This window comes from Arthrobacter crusticola (assembly GCF_004357995.1).
Taxonomy (GTDB): domain Bacteria; phylum Actinomycetota; class Actinomycetes; order Actinomycetales; family Micrococcaceae; genus Arthrobacter_D; species Arthrobacter_D crusticola.
The window spans coordinates 111,250-134,009 of the sequence record NZ_SMTK01000004.1 but is presented as its reverse complement, the minus strand read 5'-3'; the positions used below and the strand labels follow the sequence as shown (position 1 = coordinate 134,009).

20 protein-coding genes are annotated in these 22,760 nt (G+C 65.9%); 14 read left to right on the top strand and 6 right to left on the bottom strand.

Annotated features, from left to right (window positions below; translation table 11 throughout):
• Positions 1 to 213: 213 nt before the first annotated feature.
• From rpmH to E2F48_RS17360, 8 genes are all read left to right on the top strand, one after another.
• Positions 214 to 351 (top strand): 50S ribosomal protein L34, encoded by a 138-nt coding sequence (gene rpmH / locus E2F48_RS12305; protein WP_055854070.1) that lies wholly within the window; start codon positions 214 to 216, stop codon positions 349 to 351.
• Between the two features lie 84 nt (positions 352 to 435).
• Entirely contained in the window at positions 436 to 801 is a 366-nt protein-coding gene (rnpA, locus tag E2F48_RS12300; RefSeq protein ID WP_133404278.1) for a ribonuclease P protein component, read from the top strand.
• Complete coding sequence (gene yidD, locus E2F48_RS12295) at positions 795 to 1,157, top strand: membrane protein insertion efficiency factor YidD (RefSeq protein ID WP_133404277.1); 363 nt, start codon at positions 795 to 797, stop codon at positions 1,155 to 1,157. The genes rnpA and yidD overlap by 7 nt, the downstream gene beginning before the upstream one ends.
• A gap of 6 nt (positions 1,158 to 1,163) precedes the next feature.
• A complete protein-coding gene (gene yidC, locus E2F48_RS12290) occupies positions 1,164 to 2,126 on the top strand; it encodes a membrane protein insertase YidC (RefSeq protein WP_120165924.1) in 963 nt (320 codons plus the stop codon).
• A complete protein-coding gene (locus E2F48_RS12285) occupies positions 2,123 to 2,668 on the top strand; it encodes a Jag family protein (protein ID WP_133404276.1) in 546 nt (181 codons plus the stop codon). Before yidC ends, E2F48_RS12285 begins: the two co-directional genes overlap by 4 nt.
• Positions 2,661 to 3,335, top strand: coding sequence for a 16S rRNA (guanine(527)-N(7))-methyltransferase RsmG (gene rsmG / locus E2F48_RS12280; RefSeq protein WP_133404275.1), 675 nt, complete (start codon positions 2,661 to 2,663; stop codon positions 3,333 to 3,335). Before E2F48_RS12285 ends, rsmG begins: the two co-directional genes overlap by 8 nt.
• Before the next feature lie 331 nt (positions 3,336 to 3,666).
• Positions 3,667 to 4,554: a ParA family protein gene (locus E2F48_RS12275; protein ID WP_133404559.1), complete on the top strand. Its 888-nt coding sequence runs from the start codon at positions 3,667 to 3,669 to the stop codon at positions 4,552 to 4,554.
• A gap of 447 nt (positions 4,555 to 5,001) precedes the next feature.
• Positions 5,002 to 6,249 (top strand): ParB/RepB/Spo0J family partition protein, encoded by a 1,248-nt coding sequence (locus tag E2F48_RS17360; protein ID WP_342772596.1) that lies wholly within the window; start codon positions 5,002 to 5,004, stop codon positions 6,247 to 6,249.
• 2,846 nt (positions 6,250 to 9,095) lie between these two features.
• Here the strand turns inward: E2F48_RS17360 and trxA are convergent.
• The 5 genes from trxA to E2F48_RS12245 form a co-directional block, all read right to left on the bottom strand.
• Positions 9,096 to 9,422, bottom strand: coding sequence for a thioredoxin (gene trxA, locus E2F48_RS12265; RefSeq protein ID WP_120165928.1), 327 nt, complete (start codon positions 9,420 to 9,422; stop codon positions 9,096 to 9,098).
• A gap of 19 nt (positions 9,423 to 9,441) precedes the next feature.
• On the bottom strand, positions 9,442 to 10,488 hold the full coding sequence (gene trxB, locus E2F48_RS12260; RefSeq protein ID WP_133404274.1) for a thioredoxin-disulfide reductase: 1,047 nt from the start codon (positions 10,486 to 10,488) through the stop codon (positions 9,442 to 9,444).
• Between the two features lie 149 nt (positions 10,489 to 10,637).
• On the bottom strand, positions 10,638 to 12,176 hold the full coding sequence (locus tag E2F48_RS17430) for an ABC transporter substrate-binding protein (protein WP_185149818.1): 1,539 nt from the start codon (positions 12,174 to 12,176) through the stop codon (positions 10,638 to 10,640).
• 83 nt (positions 12,177 to 12,259) lie between these two features.
• A complete protein-coding gene (gene murJ / locus E2F48_RS12250; protein ID WP_133404273.1) occupies positions 12,260 to 14,032 on the bottom strand; it encodes a murein biosynthesis integral membrane protein MurJ in 1,773 nt (590 codons plus the stop codon).
• Between the two features lie 34 nt (positions 14,033 to 14,066).
• Complete coding sequence (locus E2F48_RS12245) at positions 14,067 to 14,597, bottom strand: NUDIX hydrolase (protein WP_133404272.1); 531 nt, start codon at positions 14,595 to 14,597, stop codon at positions 14,067 to 14,069.
• A gap of 138 nt (positions 14,598 to 14,735) precedes the next feature.
• Here E2F48_RS12245 and E2F48_RS12240 point away from each other — a divergent pair, with 138 nt between their 5' ends.
• From E2F48_RS12240 to E2F48_RS12215, 6 genes are all read left to right on the top strand, one after another.
• The gene (locus E2F48_RS12240; protein WP_133404271.1) at positions 14,736 to 16,178 is read left to right on the top strand and encodes a CCA tRNA nucleotidyltransferase; all 1,443 of its coding nucleotides are present in this window, start codon (positions 14,736 to 14,738) and stop codon (positions 16,176 to 16,178) included.
• Positions 16,175 to 16,825 (top strand): histidine phosphatase family protein, encoded by a 651-nt coding sequence (locus E2F48_RS12235; RefSeq protein WP_133404270.1) that lies wholly within the window; start codon positions 16,175 to 16,177, stop codon positions 16,823 to 16,825. The genes E2F48_RS12240 and E2F48_RS12235 overlap by 4 nt, the downstream gene beginning before the upstream one ends.
• A gap of 448 nt (positions 16,826 to 17,273) precedes the next feature.
• The gene (locus tag E2F48_RS12230; RefSeq protein ID WP_133404269.1) at positions 17,274 to 17,519 is read left to right on the top strand and encodes a hypothetical protein; all 246 of its coding nucleotides are present in this window, start codon (positions 17,274 to 17,276) and stop codon (positions 17,517 to 17,519) included.
• A gap of 96 nt (positions 17,520 to 17,615) precedes the next feature.
• A complete protein-coding gene (gene mshA, locus E2F48_RS12225) occupies positions 17,616 to 18,863 on the top strand; it encodes a D-inositol-3-phosphate glycosyltransferase (protein WP_133404268.1) in 1,248 nt (415 codons plus the stop codon).
• Positions 18,864 to 18,886: 23 nt separating this feature from the next.
• Positions 18,887 to 19,669: a phosphatase gene (locus E2F48_RS12220; protein WP_133404267.1), complete on the top strand. Its 783-nt coding sequence runs from the start codon at positions 18,887 to 18,889 to the stop codon at positions 19,667 to 19,669.
• Positions 19,670 to 19,681: 12 nt separating this feature from the next.
• Positions 19,682 to 21,349 (top strand): formate--tetrahydrofolate ligase, encoded by a 1,668-nt coding sequence (locus E2F48_RS12215; RefSeq protein ID WP_133404266.1) that lies wholly within the window; start codon positions 19,682 to 19,684, stop codon positions 21,347 to 21,349.
• A 131-nt stretch (positions 21,350 to 21,480) separates the two neighbouring features.
• On the opposite strand, the gene E2F48_RS12210 is transcribed toward E2F48_RS12215, so the two are convergent.
• The gene (locus E2F48_RS12210) at positions 21,481 to 22,566 is read right to left on the bottom strand and encodes an inositol-3-phosphate synthase (protein ID WP_133404265.1); all 1,086 of its coding nucleotides are present in this window, start codon (positions 22,564 to 22,566) and stop codon (positions 21,481 to 21,483) included.
• Positions 22,567 to 22,760: the final 194 nt, after the last annotated feature.

Below are 22,760 nucleotides of genomic sequence, written 5' to 3'. Positions count from 1 at the left end.
GTTTGACGCTGCTGTGTCCCGTCGCCTAACGTTATGTAGTCCTTTATGTCTGCATTTCGCATGCCATCACGACTGTTCCGGGTAGTAAGAGGCCTCGGATGCGTGACGGCGTTTCGAGCGTTCTGCGGGTGTGCACCTTAATCGCGTCAGTCTGTTCTTCCCCCTTGTTGCAATGGGCCGGACGCATCTCAAGATCGTCTTGGAGTAAACACAGTGAGCAAGCGGACCTTTCAGCCGAATAACCGCCGTCGTGCCAAAAAGCACGGTTTCCGCCTTCGCATGCGTACCCGCGCAGGCCGTGCCATTCTGTCGGCACGCCGCAGCAAGGGCCGTACCGAACTGTCGGCATAGCGGTACAACCCCTTCCGCGATGAAGCCCAGCCTGGATCGCGCGGTGTTCGATACTTTTCCGGTTCCTTAGGAGAGGCACAGTCGATGCTCGCGAAGATCCACCGGGTGCGCGTCGCCGGAGATTTTGCACGGACCGTACGTTCCGGTGCCCGCTCAGGGCGCCGGAACGTCGTCATATATGCCCTGCCCCGTCCGGGTGATGAGCCGAGCCGGTGTGGATTCATCGTCGGGAAGAACGTCGGGAACGCCGTGGCACGCAATCTCGTCAAGCGAAGGCTGCGTGCCGCGGCCGCAGCCTTCATCGCGCGCAACCCACATGGGCTCGACCTTGTGGTCCGTGCCCTTCCCGCATCCGCCCTGGCGGGGTGGGATGATCTGAGCAGGGACTTCGACAAGGCCGTGGCCGGTGCACTCCGGCGCTGCAGGGACAAGGGAGACACGGGATGGTGACCGCCACCGGACCGCGGTACTGGAGCCTGCTGCGCGATGCGCCCCGCGGTCTGCTGATCCTGCTGCTGAAGGTCTACCGGCGGATCGTTTCCCCCCTCTACGGGCCGGTCTGCCGGTTCTACCCGAGCTGTTCGGCCTACGCACTTGAGGCGGTCACCGTCCACGGCGCCTTCCGGGGAAGTACGCTTGCGGTGAAGAGGGTCCTGCGATGCCATCCCTGGAACGACGGCGGCGTGGACCACGTGCCACAGGGCGGCAGGATTTTTCCCGAGGGGAAAGTGCCCGCGATAGTTGTGTTGAACCACCCGGTGATTCCGGACGATGACGAAGGCCGCCTGCGCGGTTCGAGGAGCTAACTGATTATGGATTTCTTCGGGACGATTCTGTTCCCCTTCCGGTGGCTGGTGTCCTGGATCATGGTGATGTTCCACGAAGGTTTCACCTTCCTGGGACTCGATGCGGCGTCGGGCTGGACCTGGACGCTGTCCATCATCGGCCTCGTCGTGGTGATCCGGGCGGCCCTGATCCCCGTCTTCGTCAAGCAGATCAAGGCCCAGCGCGGAATGCAGGCCCTGCAGCCGGACCTGCGCAAGCTCCAGCAGAAGTACAAGGGAAAGACCGACCAGCTCTCGCGCCAGGCAATGACGCAGGAGCAGATGGCCCTGTACAAGAAGCACGGGACCAACCCGTTCGCGGCCTGCCTGCCCATCCTGATCCAGATGCCGTTCTTCTTCGCCCTCTTCACCGTGCTGAACGGAATCTCGAAGGCGAGCAGGGAAGGCGAAGGCATCGGTGCCCTCTCGCCCCAGGAAGTGCGGCAGTTCGATGACGCAACCATCTTCGGTGCGCCGCTGTCGTCGACCTTCCTGGGCAGCTTCGGCGGCAACATCAACCTGAGCGTGATCATCCTCTCGGTCCTCATGATCATCGCCATGACCGCCTCGCAGTTCATTACCCAGAAGCAGATTATGGCGAAGAACATGTCCGAGGAGGCAATGCAGAGCCCCTTCATGCGTCAGCAGAAGATCATGCTCTACATCCTTCCGCTGGTCTTCGGCATCGGCGGCATCAACTTCCCCATCGGCGTCCTGATCTACTGGACGACCACGAACATCTGGACCATGGCCCAGCAGTTCTACGTCATCCGGCGCATGCCCACCCCCGGCTCCCCGGCAGCCAAGGCCCTCGCCGAGCGGCGCGCCAAGAAGGGCCTGCCGGCTGTTCCGCTGCTCGGTGAGCGGAAGGGCGAACCCGTCGTCGAGACGGTCGCACAGCCTCGAGTCCAGCGGGTCCAGCCCCAGCGCAAGAAGAGGAAGAAAAAATGAGCATCGATAACGAGCGCCCGGAACCAGCGGACATCACGGAGGAGGACGGCGACGACGCTTCCAAGGCCTCCCGTCTCGAGGACGAGGGCGATGTCGCTGCCGACTACCTCGAAGAGCTTTTGGACATTGCGGATATCGACGGCGATATCGACATCGAGGTCCGCAGCGGGCGCACCTACATCTCCATCGTCTCCGAGGACCGCAGCAACAACGGGTTGAAGGCCCTGGTCGGACGTGACGGAGAGGTGCTTGAGGCGCTCCAGGAACTGACCCGGCTGTCCGTGCTGACGGCAACGTCCAACCGCTCCAGGCTCGTTCTCGACGTCGACGGCTACCGAGGGGTACGTGGGGACGAGCTCCGGAAGATCGCCGAAGACGCTGTGGCCCAAGCGAAGGAAACCGGTGCCGAAGTAGAGCTCGAACCGATGAGCGCCTACGAGCGGAAGATCGTCCATGACGCGGTGGCCGAGCTCGGTTTCGTCAGTGAGTCCGAGGGCGAAGGCCCCGGCCGGCACATCGTGGTTTCCACTAGCGATGACTGAGGACTCTCCAGTGTCCGTAAGCGGAACGCCTCCGGCGGTGCTTCCCACGGCCGCGGAGCGGAAGGCCGCGGAGGCGGTGTTCGGCGAGCGGTTCGCCCTGGCGGAGCGCTTTGTTGAGCACCTCGCCACCTCCGGCATCGAGCGTGGGCTGCTGGGCCCCCGCGAGGTTCCGCGCCTGTGGGGGCGGCACGTCCTCAACTGCGCGGTCGTCGCCGAGCTGATCGGGAATGGCAAGTCGGTGTGCGACGTCGGAAGCGGTGCGGGCCTGCCCGGGATTGCCCTGGCCATCGCCCGTCCCGACCTTTCCCTAGTGCTGGTTGAACCACTCGAACGCCGGGTGGCATGGCTCAATGAGGTCGTCGAGGATCTCGGGCTCGACAACGTCTCGGTCCAGCGGGCACGCGCCGAACAGGCCGTCAGGTCCGTCGACGTCGACGTGGTCACCGCAAGGGCTGTCTCCGCTATGTCCAAGCTGGCCGGCCTCACCATGCCCCTGCTCAAGGGCGAAGGCCAGGTCCTCGCCATCAAGGGCCGCAGCGCCGCCGAAGAGGTGGCTGACGCGCGGAAGGTTATCCGCCGTCTGGGCGGCAGCAGCGTCGAGATTGTCACAGCAGGCGAAGCCGTGCTGGAGGAGCCGACAACGGTGGTCCGCATCACCGTCGGCTGATCCCGGCGTCCACAGCGGGTCCTGGGCGGTGAGCCGGTGGCCGGATCGCCGCGCGGGAACGCCGGCGAGGTCAGGCAACCCGTTAGTCTTAGAAGTAACAGCGCCTGGCATGTTGGAAGTGAGCTACCGAGTGACTATGAAAGACACCGCATCTAAGCGGAACTCGACCATGTTGGTTGCGGGAGCGCCGCTGGCCGTCGGGCTCGGGGAGATTCAACCTGAAGTGTTTGCGGATCCGGCCAATACCGGGATCGTTTCACGTGAAACAACTTTCTCGCTGTCCGACGCCGCCGAAGCGCCGGTCAAGAAGGGCGGCAAGGGCAACAGCGTGATGGAAGCCATGGACGACTCCTCCCCACTGGGCAGGGAGCTGGCCAGCGAAACCCGGCGGCGGGAGAAGCTGCTGGGGCGCAAGCTTCCCCGGCCGGAGTCCACGCGCGTGGTCACGATCAGCAATCAGAAGGGCGGGGTCGGTAAGACCACGACGACCGTCAACATCGCCGCGGCACTCGCGACTTCCGGCCTCAACGTGCTGGTGATCGACATCGATCCCCAGGGAAACGCGTCCACGGCGCTGGGGATCCCCCACCACGCCGAAGTCGACAGCATCTACGACGTCCTGATTGATGACCTGCCGCTGAGCCAGGTCGTTGCACCATGCCCCGATATCGACAACCTGATCTGCGCGCCGGCCACCATCCACCTCGCCGGCGCCGAAATCGAGCTGGTGTCCCTGGTTGCCCGGGAGCAGCGCCTGCGCCGTGCGATCGACGTGTACGCCAAGGAGCGCGCCGAAAACGGTGAGCCTCGCCTTGACTACATTTTCATCGACTGCCCGCCGAGCCTCGGACTGCTGACGGTCAATGCGTTCGTCGCGGCGCGGGAAGTCCTCATCCCGATCCAGTGCGAGTACTACGCACTCGAGGGACTGAGCCAGCTGCTGAAGAACATTGAGATGATCCAGAAGCACCTCAACGCGGACCTGGTTGTCTCAACCATTCTCCTGACGATGTATGACGGACGGACCAACCTCGCCGCCCAGGTGGCCGCCGAGGTGCGGGAGCACTTCCCGAAGCAGGTCCTGAAGGCAGTCGTACCTCGTTCGGTGCGAATTTCCGAGGCCCCAAGCTACCAGCAGACCGTCATGACCTACGATCCGTCGTCGTCCGGTGCCTTGTCCTACCTTGAGGCCGCAGCGGAAATCGCCGAACGTAGTTAGCCTCAACGGGTGCCGGCTGAGCCGCCCCTACACTGTTCCTAGCGTCGTATCTCGCGAACCTAAGCCGTTCGCAATCTGAAAGGGTAACCAATGGCGGAAAAGCGCCGGGGTCTTGGCCGTGGTCTGGGTGCGCTCATTCCCAGCGCCCCTCCCGAAGAAACGGAGGTTTCCTCCGAGTCCCTCAAGCAGTCCGGCCGTCCGGCTGATCTCTTCTTCACCTCCGGGCAGGGGCAGGACGGAACACCCGGGGCGAAGCGGGCGCAGCGGGGCAGCGGAATCAACAAGGATGCGTTGATTGCTCCTTCGCGCCGCAATGCTGGCAAGCCCGCAGCGAAGACCGCACCCCCGGCAAAGCGCGGCGCCATCTCTCCGGTTGCGGAATCCACAGAAAAAATGCCATCGGTCTCCCCGGCTGAGGTTTCACGTGAAACCGAAGCCTCCCCTTCGGTGGCCGACGCTTCCCCCGCGCCGTCGTCCGCCGCCCGGAGTACCGGTGCCAAGGGCCGGAAGAAGGCTGCGTCAGCCTCGGAGGGTCCGGCTGTTGCCGATGCCCCGGCTGCTTGGCCGGAACCAGAGCAGGCGCCAGCGCCCGCTGCCGTCCGCGGGGAGGCCGGTCCGGCCGCGGACGTGCCCGACGCTGGAATCGCTCCGCAGAAGGCTGAAGCAGGCGTCCAGGGCCCCGGAGAAACCGCTCAGAGCCCTGCAGGGACGGAATCGGTGGCTGTAGTAGTGGAGCGGGCAGCGGTTGAGGAGCGTGAAGCGCCGGTACAGGCGGAGGAGCCCACCGGGACCGGGAAGCCCGATACCGCCGCTGCAGCCGGGGACGCGGAGCCTGCGCCGGCCGATGGAGTAGACGGCGACGCAGGCGGACTTCTTGAGGTTCCGGGCGCCCGGTTCGCCGAACTCCCGCTCGATGCCATCCACCCCAACCGGAAGCAGCCCCGTTCGGTCTTCGATGCCGATGACATGGCCGAGCTGGTTCACTCCATCCGTGAGATCGGGGTGCTGCAGCCCATCGTGGTCCGCCCCTCCTCCGAGAAGGGCGATGCTCCCTACGAGCTGGTCATGGGTGAGCGCCGCTGGCGTGCCACCCGCGAAGCCGGGCTTGAACGTGTACCAGCGATCATCCGGTCCACTGCCGATGACGACCTCCTGCGCGACGCGCTGCTTGAGAACCTCCACCGGAGCTCGCTCAATCCGCTTGAAGAAGCGGCGGCGTATCAGCAGCTGCTCGACGACTTTGGTTGTTCCCACGAGGAGCTGGCCGAGCGCATCGGACGGTCCCGCCCCCAGATTTCCAACACACTGCGGTTGATGAAGCTTCCTCCGCTGGTTCAGAGGCGCGTGGCGGCCGGAGTGTTGTCCGCAGGGCACGCGCGTGCCCTGCTGGGTCTGGCCGACCAGGCCGATATGGAGAAGCTGGCCCAACGGATCGTGGCGGAGGGCCTTTCGGTGCGGTCCACCGAGGAGATCGTGGCGATGAGCGACGGGCTGCGGCGGCAGGCGAAGCCGACCGCCCCACGTAACGCGGCGCGCCATGAACGTCTTGACTATCTGGCGACGTCACTCTCGGACCGTCTGGATACGAGCGTGAAAATCACGCTTGGTGCCCGCAAGGGCAAGGTGAGCATCGAGTTTGCCAGCGTGGATGACCTCAACCGCATCATGACCGTCTTGGCGCCACCCGCCGGCTGAATACAACGGCAGAATCTGACCAAACGCTGGCCCGTTTCACGTGAAACGGGCCAGCGTTTTGTTAAGGTGGGCCTCTTGTTGCGGCAGGTGTGTTTCGCCGGGGAGAGCCCTATGCGGTCGGAGTGCCGGAATGAGGCCGGGAGGGCGGCTCTGCCTCAACCGGTCGGAGAAGGCCAGGGCGGCCGCGGGCAGATGCCGGCATCCCGCAAGGTGGTCATTCGCTCTACTGCGGTTCGGGCGTATGCGGTGGCCAACGGGAAAGCGAAAGGTTCGCGGGCGGGCGCTGGACACCCGGGGTCCTGGCTGTTTCACGTGAAACGAAGCCGGACGACGGCGGCTGGCGTCTGCCTTTTGTGTGGGGCGTGGTTCCAATCGTTTCCGAGCCCGATAAAGCCAGTGATCGGCCCCCTGGCTCTTAGACGCATGGAAGCCTGGTGTCCTGGTTAGCCAATAGCGGTGCCGTTTCACGTGAAACGGCCGCCGGAGATGGCGAGGACGAAGGTCGGAGCTCCGCGAAAGCCCCCACCTGGGAGGTGGATGGCACGCGGTTCTCTGACGAGATAGGAAGCCGGTGGGTTCATCTGACACCGCTGGATGCGACGGACGCGGTGCCCGGCGGGAAATCCGGTCGGATCCCTGCCCTCTTCGAGGCGCCCTGGGGATCGGCCGGGAGTAGTTGGATGCAGAGGGCCCCCGTTCCACGTGAAACGTGGGGTCGTGCTCTATGCCGCGCAGCCGACGGTCTCTTGAACCAGCTTCTAACACGCTACGGTGCGGTGGAGCGGCGAGCAGACCGACGGAACGCCAGGCGGACGTTTGGCGGCGGCGCAGGCGCAGACCGCAGCGGAACGCCCGGATGACACCTCCCAGGGGCACGGCACCGTGGCTGATTCTGTCGTGCGCGCGGGTGTCACATTCGCTGCGCCGAGTTGCGGGGTATCACCCACCGAGTACGGGCACCGCGCCACGCCTATGGCAGTTCACGCCGTCCCCTCAGCCATAAGCGTGGAGCCTGGACGGCGGCGCTACGCAGCCGGCACCATAGGGCGGAGGGGGCCCACCCCGCTGCCCGGTGCCTGCGGGAGAGGTTATGCGCCGGACTGCCGGATCCCGCTCGTCGTCGGCATCGACCACGTTTTGCGGCCACAGCGGTTCGCAGCCGCCGGGGTTTCACGTGAAACCTTGCAGCCCCATCAACGCCGAGGGGCGTTGTGCAGAGGTGCCCGCGCAGTAACGACCGCGTCCGCTTCGACCGGCACAGTCTTATCCCTTCGGCGGCGACCAGCTCGGTCGTCCCGCTTTGCGGGTGATCAGGCGGCAGGACACCTGAGGCCGCTGAGCGGATCTGGTCCGGTTTCACGTGAAACCGGTGTTTTCCCGGGGCACGCACCATCACTGGAGACGCTGCAGTACCCCACTGGATTGCCGGGTGCCCGATCTTCGGGCCGGCTCTTCTCCTTTCGACACGGCAGCGTAGGTGCTTCAGGGTCTTGTCGGCATGCCCGGCGCACCCGCGGTGCGCGCACGGGAGCCGACGGGCGAACGGCGCCGGGCTCTCGCCCTGCGTCCATCGGTTCCAAAGGTGCTCACTCGCTCGGAGGGACCGCGGTAGAAGGCTGTTGTGCCTGCCCCGTTTCACGTGAAACGGGGCACAGCGGCGCGAGGACAGCAGATTGCCCCGGAGTCCATGCAGATTGCCCCATAGGTCAAAAGGGTCGAGAACCCCTCAGCGGATAAGCCGGTCGACCACAGTCCAGGCCGGTCGTCTGCTGTACGACGCCGCAGAAGCGTCGGGCTGGGCGTCGTGGAACGCCTGGCCCAGGGCCCCTAGACGGTGGTGCATTCTGCGACTCCGCAGCCATTGTGGATCTTCATTGTCGGGCTGGTAGCTCCACGCCCGGGAGAAGCGCGGGGTCATGGGTATGGACGCCCTGATCGGCGATCCGGCGGAAAATGGCATGGTCCTGGCACCCCGGGCGGGGTTTCACGTGAAACTGATAACCAGGTCCTCGGCGCGCGGGGAGCGGACGGTCCACGATGCAGCCCGCCTTCGGCTGCCGGCTCATTGTCCCCACGTAGGTGCACCTCCAGGAGACGGAGCAAAGGCACAAATCACCGTCGCACTGGGTGCCCAAATTGGCCGCACCTTCAGGACGATTTCGGACCGGTGTGGAACCATCGTGAGAGCCTGACTTCGTCCGTCGAGCCTCATTCGACAACCTATGGAGGGGGGTTGAACGCCTCGTCGCCGCGGGCACGCTTCGATGGACGGTCAGGCGTTTCACGTGAAACAGGACCCGTAGCGCGCCCTTGTTCGGCGGGTGAACGGCGGGCGTACGCCTACATTGCCGTCCATGGCGGTCTCACGATCGAGGCCCTACCACTACTGCATCACCCCGCTCCAAGGACCGACCCGGACTCCTTGTCCCGCCGGGCGACATCTCGTCGTCCGTGGTGGGAAGGAGCGGCCGGAGCCCTTCACCGCACGCATCGAGGCGGCCGCTCCACGGCACTCTCCCGCAGCCCCCGCCGCCAAAGAGCGGTCCCCGTGCCCTCCCGCGGCTGCGGAGGCCCAAGAGAGGCACGGACGCCTCCCTCGCTGCGCGAGGCCGGAGAGGGCAGCGCGCGTCCTCCCTGGCCCTCCTCCGGCCCTGCTGGGCACTCCGCGTGGGTGCTCCTGCCCTGGGGCGGTGCGGCCCACCCCCCCGGTGCGGCGACAGAGCGGAAGGACCGCTGTGCGCTGCCCGGTTCCGTCGGTGGGCGGTCCCGGGGGTCGACCGGCAAAAGGAAAGGCCGGCCGCCCCTGGGGACGGCCGGCCTTGTGAGCCGCGAAGGGCTGCTGAGCCTTAGTTGATGAAGGCTGAGAATTCCTGCTCAAGAACCTGCTTGGGCTTGGCGCCGATGGACTTAGCCGCCACCTCGCCGTCCTTGAAGACGTATACCGCCGGAATCGAGGTGATTCCGTACTTTGCGGCGATGGCGGGGTTGTCGTCGACGTTCACCTTGACGACGTCGATCTTCTCGGAGTGCTCTCCGGCGATCGCATCGAGGATGGGCGAAAGCATACGACAGGGGCCACACCACTCAGCCCAGAAATCAACAATTACCGGTTTCTGGGCCTGGAGGACGTCCGCCTCGAAGGTCGCTTCGCTTACATCTTTGGTAGTGCTCATTGGTATCTCCCTTTGTGGATTAGACGAAAGCCTGCTCGGACACGGTTTCGGCCGGGGGCGTGGGAACTGCGGCCGCGGTCTTCGCGGCGTCGCCGAGGTCGGCCAGGTAGTGCTCGACATCAATGGCAGCCGCGGCTCCCGAGCCGGCTGCCGTAATCGCCTGACGGTAGGTGGGGTCGATGACATCGCCGGCAGCGAAGACGCCGGGCAGTGAGGTCTTCGAGGTCCTGCCGACGACGGCGATGGTGCCCTCCGGCGTCAGGGTCAGCTGGTCCTTGACCAGCTCGATGCGCGGGTCGTTGCCGATGGCGACGAACACGCCGGTGACATCCAGGTCGCTGGTCGCACCGTCGACCGTGCTCTTGAGCTGGATTCCGGTGACCTTGCTCTCGCCACGGATGCCGGTGACTTCGGAGTTCCAAATAAAGCGGATCTTCTCGTTGGCCAGAGCGCGGTCCTGCATGATTTTCGAGGCCCTCAGGGTGTCCCGACGGTGCACGACGGTGACGGAGCGGGCAAACTTGGTCAGGAAGAGTGCTTCCTCGAGCGCGGAGTCACCGCCGCCGATGACCGCGATGTCCTGGTTGCCGAAGAAGAAGCCGTCACACGTGGCACACCAGCTCACGCCGTGGCCGGAAAGGCGCTTTTCATCCTCAAGGCCCAGTTCACGGTACGCCGAGCCAGTGGAGATGATCACAGCGCGGGCCAGGAAGGTCTCTCCCGTCCCGATGGTCACCTTCTTGACCTCACCGGTCAGCTCGACGGAGACAACATCCTCGAAGAGGATTTCGGTGCCGAAGCGTGCCGCCTGCTTCTCGAAGTTCTCCATCAGCTCCGGGCCGAGGACTCCCTCGGGGAACCCCGGGTAGTTCTCAACATCGGTGGTGTTCATCAGCTCACCACCGGCCTTGACGGAACTCGCGATCAGGAGCGGCTTCAGGTTCCCCCTTGCCGCGTACACGGCGGCGGTGTATCCCGAAGGTCCGGATCCCACGATGATGACATCGTGGATTTTCTGCTCGCCTTCGGTGGTGCCGCCTGCTGCGGTCTGGGTTTCAGTTGTCACGTTTACGGTGAACCTTCCTATCTGGGTGCACGCTGCAGTAGCCTGCGCATGGATCTCCGCGGACCCCTAGCACAACCATGCCTGTCCTCGGGTTATTCCGGGGGGCGCGTCCGGGAGGACGCGCCGTGTCGAGGGAGCCACCGCGCTTCCTAGGAAACGCCGATCTCGGCGATACGCAGTCCCCAGGGGAACTGCGCCTGAATGTTCGAGAGCCGGGGCAGCTGGGTGAAGTTGACGATCACGTAGCGTGCCGTGGCGGGTCCGTCGTCCCCTTCCGGAACTGGTGTGGTGATGGACGGCCCGGTGAAGCCCCCCTGGGCGATCTGCTCCGCTCCCTCCAGGGTGGGGGCGTCGTTGAGCAGCACCGAGAAGTTTCCGCCGGTACCGTTCAACTGGTCGATTTTTACCTCTGAGATTGTCGATTCCTCTTCGAGTTCGACCACGAGGGCGAGGCTCTGCGCCAGTCCGCCGAAGACGTCGTTAGCGTAGACATAGCTTCCCCAGAAGGTCGCCGGGTTGTTGTCCACGGTCAGGGGTAGGTTTGCGTCGTTCGGGGCGTCGAGGTTCTGGTTGCTGGGAACCAGCCGCGTCACGCCGGTGATGACGGGGGGGACCGTTTCCGCGGCGGGCTGCGCGGACTCGGTGGCAGCCCCGGAAGGCGGCGTGGATTCCGCTCCCTGGGTTTCACCACCGGCGGTTGTGGGGTCGTCATTGGCTGTCGGGTTGGACAGTCCGCCGATGGTTGTCGCGGCGAGGACCACAGCGATGATCAGAAGCAGCGACAGAACTGCTCCCACCAGGATCCGGGTGAACTTCCGGTTGCCTTCGGGGCGGTCGTCCTCGTACTCATCCCGGTCGTCGGCGTCTACGGGGGTGGAGGCCGGGAAGCGGGAAGGAGCCCGCTCCGGTCGCCCGGCAGCGGCCGACGCCCCCAGGGCCGAGGCGCCGAGGGCGGCGCCGGCAGTCCTGCCCGGGCTCGATGACTCCGGCTCACTGGGCAGGCGGGTCACCTTCGGGTTGGGATCCTCCCGCCGGCTCGAGTCGGTACCTGATCCGCGGGAGGGGCCGGGCGACCCCGCCGGCGGCATCGCCGGAGCGGGTGGGACCGGCCGGGAAGCCTTTGGGATCGACTCGGTACCGACGGCACGCTGCTCGGCGGTCCCTGCCCCACCGGCAGTCACCGGCTGGGCATCCTCCGCGGTGGCTCCCGCCGCCGGCCGGCCGAACTTCTTCGACAGACTGGCGAATGGTGAGCGGCGCTCGGCGTGTTCACGCTCCTCGTAGTGGTCTTCGTCGTAGGTCTCCGGCTCGGTGGACCGCGCCACCCCGAAGATTTCCGAACCCAGGGTGTCGGTGAAGAACGGTTCGATGTACGGCGCGTCCTGCTGCACGATCAGGTCCAGCAAGTCGGCGGCGGAGGCCCGGTTGGTGACGAGGTAGGTGCCTCCATCGGTGATTCCCAGGTCGAGGACCTGAATCGTTCCGGGACGCTCACCGGTTGCCACCTCGCGCGCACTGGCGGCCACTTGGCCGGCGTTGTCGGGTGAGGCGACAAGGATGCTGACGGGGCGGTTCAGGACCTGGTCCACGCCATCGAGCACAAGGTCCTTGTCAGCAGAAGCCAGCACATAGGCGGTGACTTTGTATCGGCCCCCTAGCACTGAACCGACGTCTACTGCTTCTGGCACGTGTTCCTCCCGCTGCAAGCTGGCTGATTTTTACCCATGCTACCGGTCGACCGCCTGTTCACCGGGTTACGGCGTCAGTTCCCTTACCGCTTAAACCGGGCGAGCAGCGGGGAGAGGAATTCGCTGAGCTCGCTGACCTTCAAGGCCCTCAGCGCGGCGAGGTAGATCAGGGCCATCACCGTGCCCCCGACAATGAGGACGGCGGTCGAGTGCAGGACGGACTGCCAGACGAAACCGTCGGGCCGGTATGCCCCCGCCAGCCAGAGAAGGGCCGAGCCGCCGGCGGCGGCGGCGATCCCGGCGACGGTGAGGCGCACATGCACATCGAAGATGTGCCCGGCGCCGTACCGCCCGATAGTCCGCCGGAGGAAAAAGTGGCTCACCGCCACTGCCACCACATTGCCCACAGAGTAGCCTACGGCGAGCATCGGCACGATCAGGTCGGGCCGGAAGGCTCCGGCGGTGAGGGCGAGAGCCACTCCCAGAACCGAAAGGATCAGCTGGATCTTCAGGGGAGTGACGACATCCTCCCGGGCATAGAACACCCGGTTCAGGAAGAAGTTGGCGCTAAGGAACGGGGCGCCCAGGGCCAGCAGGGCGATGATCACCGCATTGATCGCACCGCTCGCCTGGGATCCGCCGCTGAAGAGCATTCCCAGCGGCACGGCCAGGGTCAGCAGGGCCGCGGCCCCGAACACCGTCGCCACCCCGATCGTGCGCAGCCCGCGCGAGAGGGTGTCCCTGAGTGCGGCGAGGTTGTTGTCGGCGTGTGCCGCCGCGAGCTGATTGAACAGGACTGTGGCTAGGGAGACGGCGATGACCGAATGGGGCAGGACATAGACCAATGAACCGATCTCAAGGTTCGCTAGACCCGCGATGGGCTGGGGTGGTTTACGGCTGGCGTAGTCGGCGCGTGCCTCCGTGGCGATGGTGGCCACCCACTGGTTCACCAGATACAGACCGTTGCCGACGAGCATGGTGATGATGGTGACCGATGCGAGCTTTCCGGTCTGGCCGAAGCCGACGCCACGCCAGCCGAACCGGGGGCTCAGACCTAGGCCGAGCTTCCTCAGCGGAAGGAACAGCACAAGCGCCTGAACGACGATGCCGAGGGTGGTGCCGCCGGCCAGCAGGAGGGTGTGGGTGAGCGTCCAGTTCTCCGGGGTGTGCCCGGCGGTGCTTTCCGGGCCCAGGACCACGATAAAGGCAGTGAGGAAGCCGATGGAGATGACATTGTTGACCACGGGCGCCCAGGTATACGGGCCGAAGGATCCATTGGCGTTCAGCACCTGGCCGATGATGGCGTACAGCCCGTAAAAGAAGATCTGCGGCAGGCACCAATAGGCAAAGGTGGTCACCAGTGCCAGGCGGGCACCGGAGACGTTGCTTACGAGGTCCGCGATGAAAGGGGCAGCGAGCGTCGCAAGGACCGTCAGGACCAGCAGCCCGCAGGCTGCGAGGGTGATGAGGCGGCTGATGTAGTCCGCCCCCCGGTCCTCCTTCCGGCTTGCCTTAATGATCTGCGGAACCAGGACGGCGTTGAAGACGCCGCCGGCCACCATCAGGTAGATGAAGTTGGGCAGGTTGTTCGCCGCAGGGAACAGGTCGGAGACCTGGCCGAGGGTGCCGATCGCCGTGGCGAGCAGCGCGACGCGGATCAGGCCGAGAAGCCGCGAGACGAGGGTTCCGGCGGCCATGATGGCGCTGGAGCGGGCGGTGGTGTCTTCTCCCGTGCCGCCGCCGGCTGCGGCGGTGCCGTTCGGTCCCGCGGACGGTCCGTCAGGACGCCGCTGGGGGCGCTCGGCCAGCACGCCGGTGTCCTGCACCGGGATCGAGGCTGTGTTGCTTTCGGACATTGAGAACGTTCGTCTCCTTGCGTGACGCGGTGCGTCAGAGGTAATTGGGCAGGACCTCGCGGGCCAGATCCGCGATGCGCCGTTCATTGGGGAAGGAAAGTTTCCGCCCCAGCTCGTCAAGGGGGACCCATGCGACGTCGACCGCCTCATGGTCGGGATCGTTCTCGATGGTCAGGTGTCCGCCGGTGGCGACGAGGAGGAAGTGGTGAACAGTCTTGTGCACCCTGTGTCCGCTGACAGTGAACCAGTAATCGATGCTACCCAGCGCGGTGAGGATGTCACCGCGTATACCGGTCTCTTCCTCGATCTCGCGGACCGCCGCCTGCTCGCTGTCTTCCTGGTTCTCAGGATGGCCCTTGGGGAGGCACCATTCCAGCCTGCCGCCGCGGTTCAGGCGCGCAATAATCGCGACATTCAGGGTCCCGCTGGTAGTGTCCACAACGATCCCGCCCGCAGACACCTCCTCCACTGTGGGCAGCTGGTGCTGCGGCGCAGGCGTGCCCGGGCTTCCCATTGACACTGTCAACGGGGTGCGTTTAGGTGCACTTGGAACGGGTCGGTCCATGCAGACCACTCTAACGATCTTTAACGGCAGGCAATGACGGCGGCAGGCCGGACGGGCCGGAACTGATGGGGCCGCAGCGGGCGCGGTGGGCGGCCCCGGCATGGAATTTGGCTCTCAATCTGGCACGCTTAAGGGACTATGGTGCACCCGTTGGACAAATCGACCCTGACCATGCCGCTCCCGCCGGTCGTCACCGAGCTCGGAGAGCTCTTCAGCGAAGCCGGCTATGAGCTTTCACTGGTTGGGGGACCGGTCCGCGACCTTTTCCTGGGCCGGAGCTCCCCGGACCTCGACTTCACGACCAATGCCAATCCGGACCAGACCCTCGCCGTGATCCGCGGCTGGGCGGACGCCTACTGGGAGATCGGGCGGGCCTTTGGCACCATCGGGCTGCGCCGGGGCTCCCACCAGATCGAAATCACCACCTACCGTGCCGACGCGTATGACCCGGGTTCAAGGAACCCGTCCGTGGCCTTCGGTTCGAACCTCGAGGAGGACCTGCTCCGGCGCGACTTCACCGTCAACGCGATGGCCCTGACCCTTCCCGCGATGGAGCTCGTCGACCCCTTCGGCGGGGTGAAGGATCTGCACGCCGGCGTCCTGCGCACACCGGGCGCGCCGTCGTCGTCGTTCTCCGACGATCCACTGAGGATGATGCGCGCGGCCCGCTTCGCCTCCCAGCTCGGAGTGAGCGTCGCCCCGGAGGTGGCCGAAGCGATGTCGGCCATGGCGGAGCGGATCGGAATCATCTCGGCCGAACGGATCCGGGACGAACTCGTCAAGCTGGTCAACGGCCGCGCTCCCGGCCGCGGCATCGACCTCCTCGTCGAGACGGGACTGGCCGACCATGTGCTTCCCGAGGTGTCAGCGCTGCGGCTTGAGATCGACGAACATCACCGGCACAAGGACGTCTACCGGCACTCCCTTACCGTCCTCGAGCAGGCCTGTGCGTCGGAAACCGACGCCGACGGGCCCGTCCCGGGACCCGACTTCGTGCTGCGCTTTGCGGCTCTGCTCCATGACATCGGGAAGCCCGCCACCCGGAAGTTCGGCCCCGGAAACGCCGTCAGCTTCCGCCACCACGACGCGGTGGGCGCGAAACTGGCCGCCCGGCGCATGCGCGCGCTGCGCTTCGACAACGACACCATCAAGGCCGTGTCCCGCCTTGTGGAACTGCACATGCGGTTCTACGGCTACGGTGAGGCCGGCTGGACCGATTCGGCCGTGCGCCGTTATGTGACCGATGCGGGGCCGCTGCTGGAGCGGCTACACCGGCTGGTCCGCTCGGATGTGACAACGCGCAACCGGCGTCAGGTGGAACGACTTGCCTTTGCCTACGACGACCTTGAGGCCCGCATCTCCGCCCTGGCCGAACAGGAAGAGCTTGCCATGATCCGCCCCGACCTGGACGGCGCGCAGATCATGGCCCTCCTCGGAATAACACCTGGCCCCGTGGTGGGGCGGGCCTACCGCTATCTTCTCGAGGAGCGCATGGAACACGGACCGTTGGACCCGGCAACCGCCGAGGCGCGGCTCCGCAGTTGGTGGTTCCACCAACCTGAATCAAAGGAGATACTATGAGTCCGCTCTCAGGGGCAGCGCAGCCCGATCCCACCCCCGCAGGCACCCCGCTTCCACGGCTGTGGCTGCTCCGCCACGGCGAGACCGAGTGGTCCCGGGACGGAAACTACACAGGGCTCACCGACCTGCCCCTGACGCCGTTCGGCGAGGAGCAGGCGCTTGAGGCAAAGCGGCACCTCGCAGGCATCGACTTCGACCTGGTGATGAGCTCGCCGCTCCAGCGTGCCGTCCGGACCGCAGAGCTGGCCGGATTCCCCAACCCCGAGATCGTTCCGCACGCTCACGAATGGGATTACGGGGATAACGAAGGCCGCAACAGCGCCCAGGTGCGCCGCGAGAACCCCGACTACCTGATCTGGAAGGACGGCGCCCCCAACGGGGAGAGCCTTGAGCAGGTGGCCGCACGGGCCGACCGCATCATCTCGCGCGTCCAGGCCGGCTGCCACACCCCGGCGGACCATGACCCCGATGCTCCGCCGGTCCAGAACGCCCTGCTGGTGGCACACGGACACTTCCTCCGCGTTGTGGCTGCCCGCTGGCTGGAGTTTGCTCCGATGGAGGGCCGGCGGTTTGTTCTGGGAACGGCGGCTGTCTGCTCCCTGGGCTGGGATAAGCGCACCCCGGCCATTGTTCAGTGGAATCTCTAGGGTGAAATAGACCGAGAAACATTTGAATTAATTAGTTCGAACCCTATGCCGGCGCCTCCGCATGGGGTAGATTGACTCTTGAGCCACTGAGATCCTCCGGAACATTCCAGAGAGCATCAGGGTCATCGGTTCTACTGGTTATCTTTCGGACAGGAGGTAGGGATTGTGAATATCATGTCGAGCGGCCTTCTGACCCGCGGACCCAATCCGACCTTCGTCATCCGCGGCCACTAGCGGCCCCTGCGCCTGCGCGCCCCCCTTCCGGGGTGACCCGACCCATTTGAACGGCAGCCTTCTCTTCGCTGCCCCTCCCGGGTTTTCTCGCGCCGCGGAATACCAGTTCTATCCCTTTAATTGCCCTTGCCGAAGGATAACCGTGTCAAAGTCGCAATCCCTTTATGACCAATTACCCTCGAATGTTGAAATGCCCAGGACTGGACAATTTATTATGTCCGGATCATTCACGGTCCTTCCCGCTGTGCCATCCGACGCGGTCAGCCCCACCTCTCTGGGCGGCCGACAGGGCTCGACGGCCATGCCGGGCTTCCATCGGAAGCGGAAGGTGAAGCGTACGCTGAGGGCGCTGCGGCGGAATGTTGCCCGCTGGCAGCAGATCCAGGGCCCGGAGGCGGGATCCGCTCGCGACAGTGCGGACCGCTTCCTCCTGCCCCAGCACTTCCTGAACATCCGGTGAGCACCGGCCTCCCGGCCGGAGGAATGTGGAGGCGCCCCGCGGCGTTGTATCGTTCAAGACGCTAGTCACAAGCGGACCATGGGGAGAGGAGGAACGATGCCCCCCGTGAGACGTGTGGCGATGTTGTCCCTCCATACCTCCCCCCTCGAACAGCCGGGAGCCGGTGACGCCGGCGGCATGAACGTCTACGTACGTTCCGTAGCGCTGGAGTTGGCGAGGGTGGGTGTCGAAGTCGACATCTTCACCCGAAGGACGGGCGAGGAGCGGCCCTCCTGGGAAGAGATGGCGGACGGCGTCCGGGTGCATCACCTGGCCGCCGGCCCGCCCCACCGCATTCCGAAGGAAGCCCTTCCCCAGCTGACCGGGACCTTCACCGCGGCCCTGACCGAAGTTGCAGGCGCCCTGGCCGGCGGCGGCGTCGACGTGCTTCACTCCCACTACTGGGTGTCCGGAACGGTGGGCCTGACTGTCGCGCGCAAGCTGAAACTGCCCCTCGTCCACTCCATGCACACCATGGCGAAGGTCAAGAACCTGAGGATGAAGAACCTTGGCACGGCCGAACCGCCCGTGCGGGTCAGTGGCGAGCAGGCCGTCGTCTCCGGAGCCGCCCGCCTGATCGCGAACACCTCGACGGAGGCCTCGGAGCTTGAATCCCTCTACGGGGCGCACGCCGAGAGGATCGACGTGGTGGCCCCCGGCGTCGATCTCGAAACCTTCAATCCCGGCTCGCGTGAGATCTCCCGGTCCCTGCTGCAGTTCCCCCAGCGTTCCTTCCATGTCGTGTTTGCGGGACGAATCCAGAAGCTCAAGGGACCGCAGGTGCTTGTGGCCGCCGTGCGCGAGCTCGTGGAGCGCCGTCCCGACATCCCCCTGACAGTCAGCATCCTCGGCTCCCGCAGCGGCTCCGACGCCCTGAAGCTGCAGCCACTGATCGATGACGCCGGGCTCCATGACATCGTGCGGCTGTATCCACCGGTCAAGGCCGCCCAGCTCGCCCACTGGTTTCGTGCGGCCGACGTCGTCGTCATGCCGTCCTTCAGCGAATCCTTCGGGCTTGTGGCGCTTGAGGCGCAGGCTTGCGGCACGCCGGTCCTCGCCGCCAATGTGGGCGGGCTGCCCCAGGCCGTGAGTGATGGCCGGACAGGCCTGCTCGTTGAGGGGCACTCCGCCGGGGGGTGGTCGGCCGCCCTGGAGCGGTTGTTCGACGACACCCCCTACCGGGAGGCGCTCGGGCGCGGTGCCGCCGTGCATGCCCTTGCCTTCGGCTGGCAGCGCACCGCCCTGCTGACGGCCCAAAGCTACCGCACCGCCGTGGAGCGCTTCTCCTCCATTGCGGCCCGGTGATCCGACCGCCCTAGGATAGGACGGTGAACCGCGAAGAACTTGCCAGCTACCTCGATTCCGTCCGCATCACCGGGGAGGTGGCCACTCCGCGGGAGAACAACCTCGACCACATGCGCCGCTTCCTCGACGGAAACGAGCACCTCGAGTTCGGCGTGCGCACCACGCGTCCCTGGACCTTCGACGAGGTCTTCTCCCTGATGCACGAGAAGGTCGGCACCAGCGCCGACCCGTCCCACACCACGGGCCAGGACACCATCGACGCCGCCAAGTGCGTGGCCGCACTCGACCGCTTCGCCGACCGGCTGGGCCGCTCGGTCCGGGCCGGGGAACGTATCCTCTTCGCCACGGGCCATCCCGGAGGTCTCCTTCCGGTCCACGCAGCCCTCGCGTCCGCGGCGGCGCAGGCCGGCGCCGAGGTGATGGAGATTCCGCACGGGATCCGGTTCCGGGAGGGGGACGTCCGCCAGGTGCAGGGGGTCCTCGCCTGGCACCAGCACGGGAACCTGATGCACACCCATTACCCGCAGCCGATGCGCCTGGTGCTCGAGTCCCTCGCTGCCGCCGGCCGGCCGGGACCTGAGCTCGTGGTCGCCGACCACGGCTGGGCGGGAGAAGCCGCGGCCGCCGGCGTGCCGGCACTCGGATTCGCCGACTGCAACGATCCCGGCCTCTTTGTGTCCGAAGCCGAAGGCCAGCTCGAGGTGGCCGTCCCGCTCGACGACAATGTGCCGCCGGTCTTGTATGTGCCGCTGACGGAATATGTTTTGGATCGGGCAGGATTCGCCGGAGCACCAGCACTGCGCTGATAGGTTAGGCCCATGAGCGACCTGGAGATTGCGCGCCGCGCGGCGATCCGACCTATCGAGGAAATTGCCGACGCGGCGGGAGTGCCACGTGACGCCTTGGAGCCCTACGGCCGGTACAAGGCGAAGATCGATCCCACCCGCCTCGCGGATCGCCCCGGGCGCCCCGGGCGGGTTGTGCTGGTCAGCGCCATGAGCCCAACCCCCGCCGGCGAGGGGAAGTCGACCTGCACCGTGGGGCTCGCCGACTCCCTCGCTCGGGCCGGCCAGCACGTGATGATCGCCCTGCGGGAGCCTTCCCTTGGGCCGGTGCTGGGGATGAAGGGGGGCGCCGCCGGCGGCGGATACTCACAGGTGCTGCCCATGGATGAGATCAACCTCCACTTCACCGGGGACTTCCACGCCATCACGTCGGCGAACAATGCGCTCGCGGCGCTCGTCGATAACTCAATCCACCAGGGCAACCCGCTGAACATCGACCCGCGGCGTGTGGCCTTCCGGCGGGTCCTCGATATGAATGACCGGTCCCTGCGCAGCGTGGTGGTGGGTCTCGGTGGTCCGGCGGAGGGTACGCCCCGGCAGGACGGCTTCGATATTACGGCCGCCTCCGAGATCATGGCGGTGTTCTGTCTGGCCACCGACCTCGCCGACCTCCGGGAACGGCTCTCACGCATCACCTTCGGCTACTCCTATGACCGCAAGCCGCTCACCGTCGCCCAGCTGGGGGTCGAGGGGGCGCTGACCCTGCTGCTGAAGGATGCTTTCAAGCCCAACCTCGTCCAGACAATCGCCGGGACCCCGGCCCTGGTGCACGGTGGGCCGTTCGCCAATATCGCCCACGGCTGCAACTCCGTGGTCGCCACCCAGACCGCCCGTCGCCTGGCCGACATCGTCGTCACCGAGGCCGGTTTCGGTGCCGACCTGGGGGCCGAAAAGTTCCTCGACATCAAGGCCCGCGCGGCCGACGTCGCTCCCGACGCCGTCGTGATCGTGGCCACCATCCGCGCACTTAAGATGCACGGTGGGGTGGACAAGGCGGACCTGGCTGAACCGAATGCCGCGGCGCTCGAGGCGGGCACCGCCAACCTGCTGCGGCACGTACGCAATGTGGAGAAGTTCGGGTATTCCCCGGTTGTGGCGATCAACCGTTTCGCCACGGACAGCGGCGCCGAGCTCGACTGGCTGCTGGGCTGGTGCGCCTCGCAGGGCGTCGCCGCCGCCGTCGCCGACGTGTGGGGCCAGGGCGGCGGCGGACCCGGGGGAGACGCCCTGGCCGCGGCCGTCCTGGCCGCCCTCGACCGCCCAGTGGACTTCCACCACCTGTACCCGCTGGAGCAGCCGGTGGAGGTGAAGATCCGGACCATCGTGCAGGAGGTCTACGGGGCCGACAATGTCGATTTCTCGGTGCCCGCACTGCGCCGGCTCGCCGAGATCGAGGCGAACGGCTGGAGCGGGCTGCCGGTGTGCATGGCCAAGACCCAATATTCGTTCTCCGACGACGCAACCAGGCTCGGAGCGCCCAGCGGGTTCACGGTGCACGTCCGGGACCTCATCCCAAGGACCGGCGCCGGCTTCATTATCGCCCTCACCGGAGCGATCATGACGATGCCGGGGCTGCCGAAGGTTCCCGGAGCCCTCGGAATGGACGTGGACGCCGACGGCAACGCGGTCGGGCTCTTCTAGGACGCTGCCCGCGGATCGGCCGCGCTCCGTGGGCGGAAGCGGACCGGCCGGGAACTCGTCGGCCGTGCCTTAAACGGTCCGGCCGCCTGCCTGAACCAGGAAGACGGCCGGGACTTGCCTTGAAGCGGAGGCTAACGCTCGATGTCGCCGCGGATGAAGGCCTCGACCTTTTCGTGGGCAATGTCATCCGCGTACTGCTCGGGCGGGGACTTCATGAAGTAGCTCGACGCCGACAGGATCGGTCCACCGATGCCCCGGTCGAGGGCAATCTTCGCCGCCCGGATGGCGTCGATGATGACACCGGCGGAGTTGGGGGAATCCCACACCTCGAGCTTGTACTCAAGCGACACCGGAGCGTCACCGAAGTTGCGGCCCTCGAGGCGGACGAACGCCCACTTTCGGTCGTCGAGCCAGGCCACGTAGTCCGAGGGGCCGATGTGCACATCGTCGGCGTGAAGTTCAGCCTTCACGTTCGAGGTGACGGCCTGGGTCTTCGAGATCTTCTTGGACTCCAGGCGGTCGCGCTCGAGCATGTTCTTGAAGTCCATGTTGCCGCCGACGTTCAGCTGGTACGTGCGGTCAAGGGTGACGCCACGGTCCTCGAAGAGCTTCGCCATCACGCGGTGCGTGATGGTCGCGCCGATCTGGCTCTTGATGTCGTCGCCGACGATCGGCACGCCGGCGGCGGTGAACTTGTCGGCCCATTCCTTGGTCCCCGCGATGAAGACGGGTAGGGCGTTGACGAAGGCGACGCCTGCGTCGATGGCGCACTGGGCGTAGTACTTCGCGGCGTGCTCCGAGCCCACCGGCAGGTAGCAGACGAGAACGTCGGCCTTGGTGGCCTTGAGCTGGCCGACGATGTCGACCGGTTCTTCGTCGGACTCGACGATGGTTTCGCGGTAGTACTTGCCCAGGCCGTCGAGGGTGTGGCCGCGCTGGACGATCACGCCGGTCGGGGGGACGTCGGTGATCTTGATGGTGTTGTTCTCACTGGCACCGATCGCTTCGGCGAGATCGTGGCCGACCTTCTTGCCGTCGACGTCGAAGGCCGCGACGAACTGCACATCGCTGACGTGGTAGTCGCCGAACTTGACGTGCATCAGCCCGGGGACCTTGGCCGACGGATCCGCGTCCCGGTAGTAGTGCACGCCCTGTACAAGGGACGCGGCACAGTTGCCGACGCCGATGATTGCCACCCGGATGGGGTTAGTTCCCACAGTTCTCCTCAAAAAGCCCGCTGAAGTGTAATTGGCCCGTTCAGCCCCGTAACGGAGGGTCGGGCAGAGAATGTCCAGTCTACGTCCATTTGGACGTATGCCGGTTGGACTCTACCAACGATGCGGGCTCCGCGTTCACCGCGCCCGGTTCCGGGGGGCCTCGGCAGGGTCAAGGGTGATCGCCGCCTTCTGCC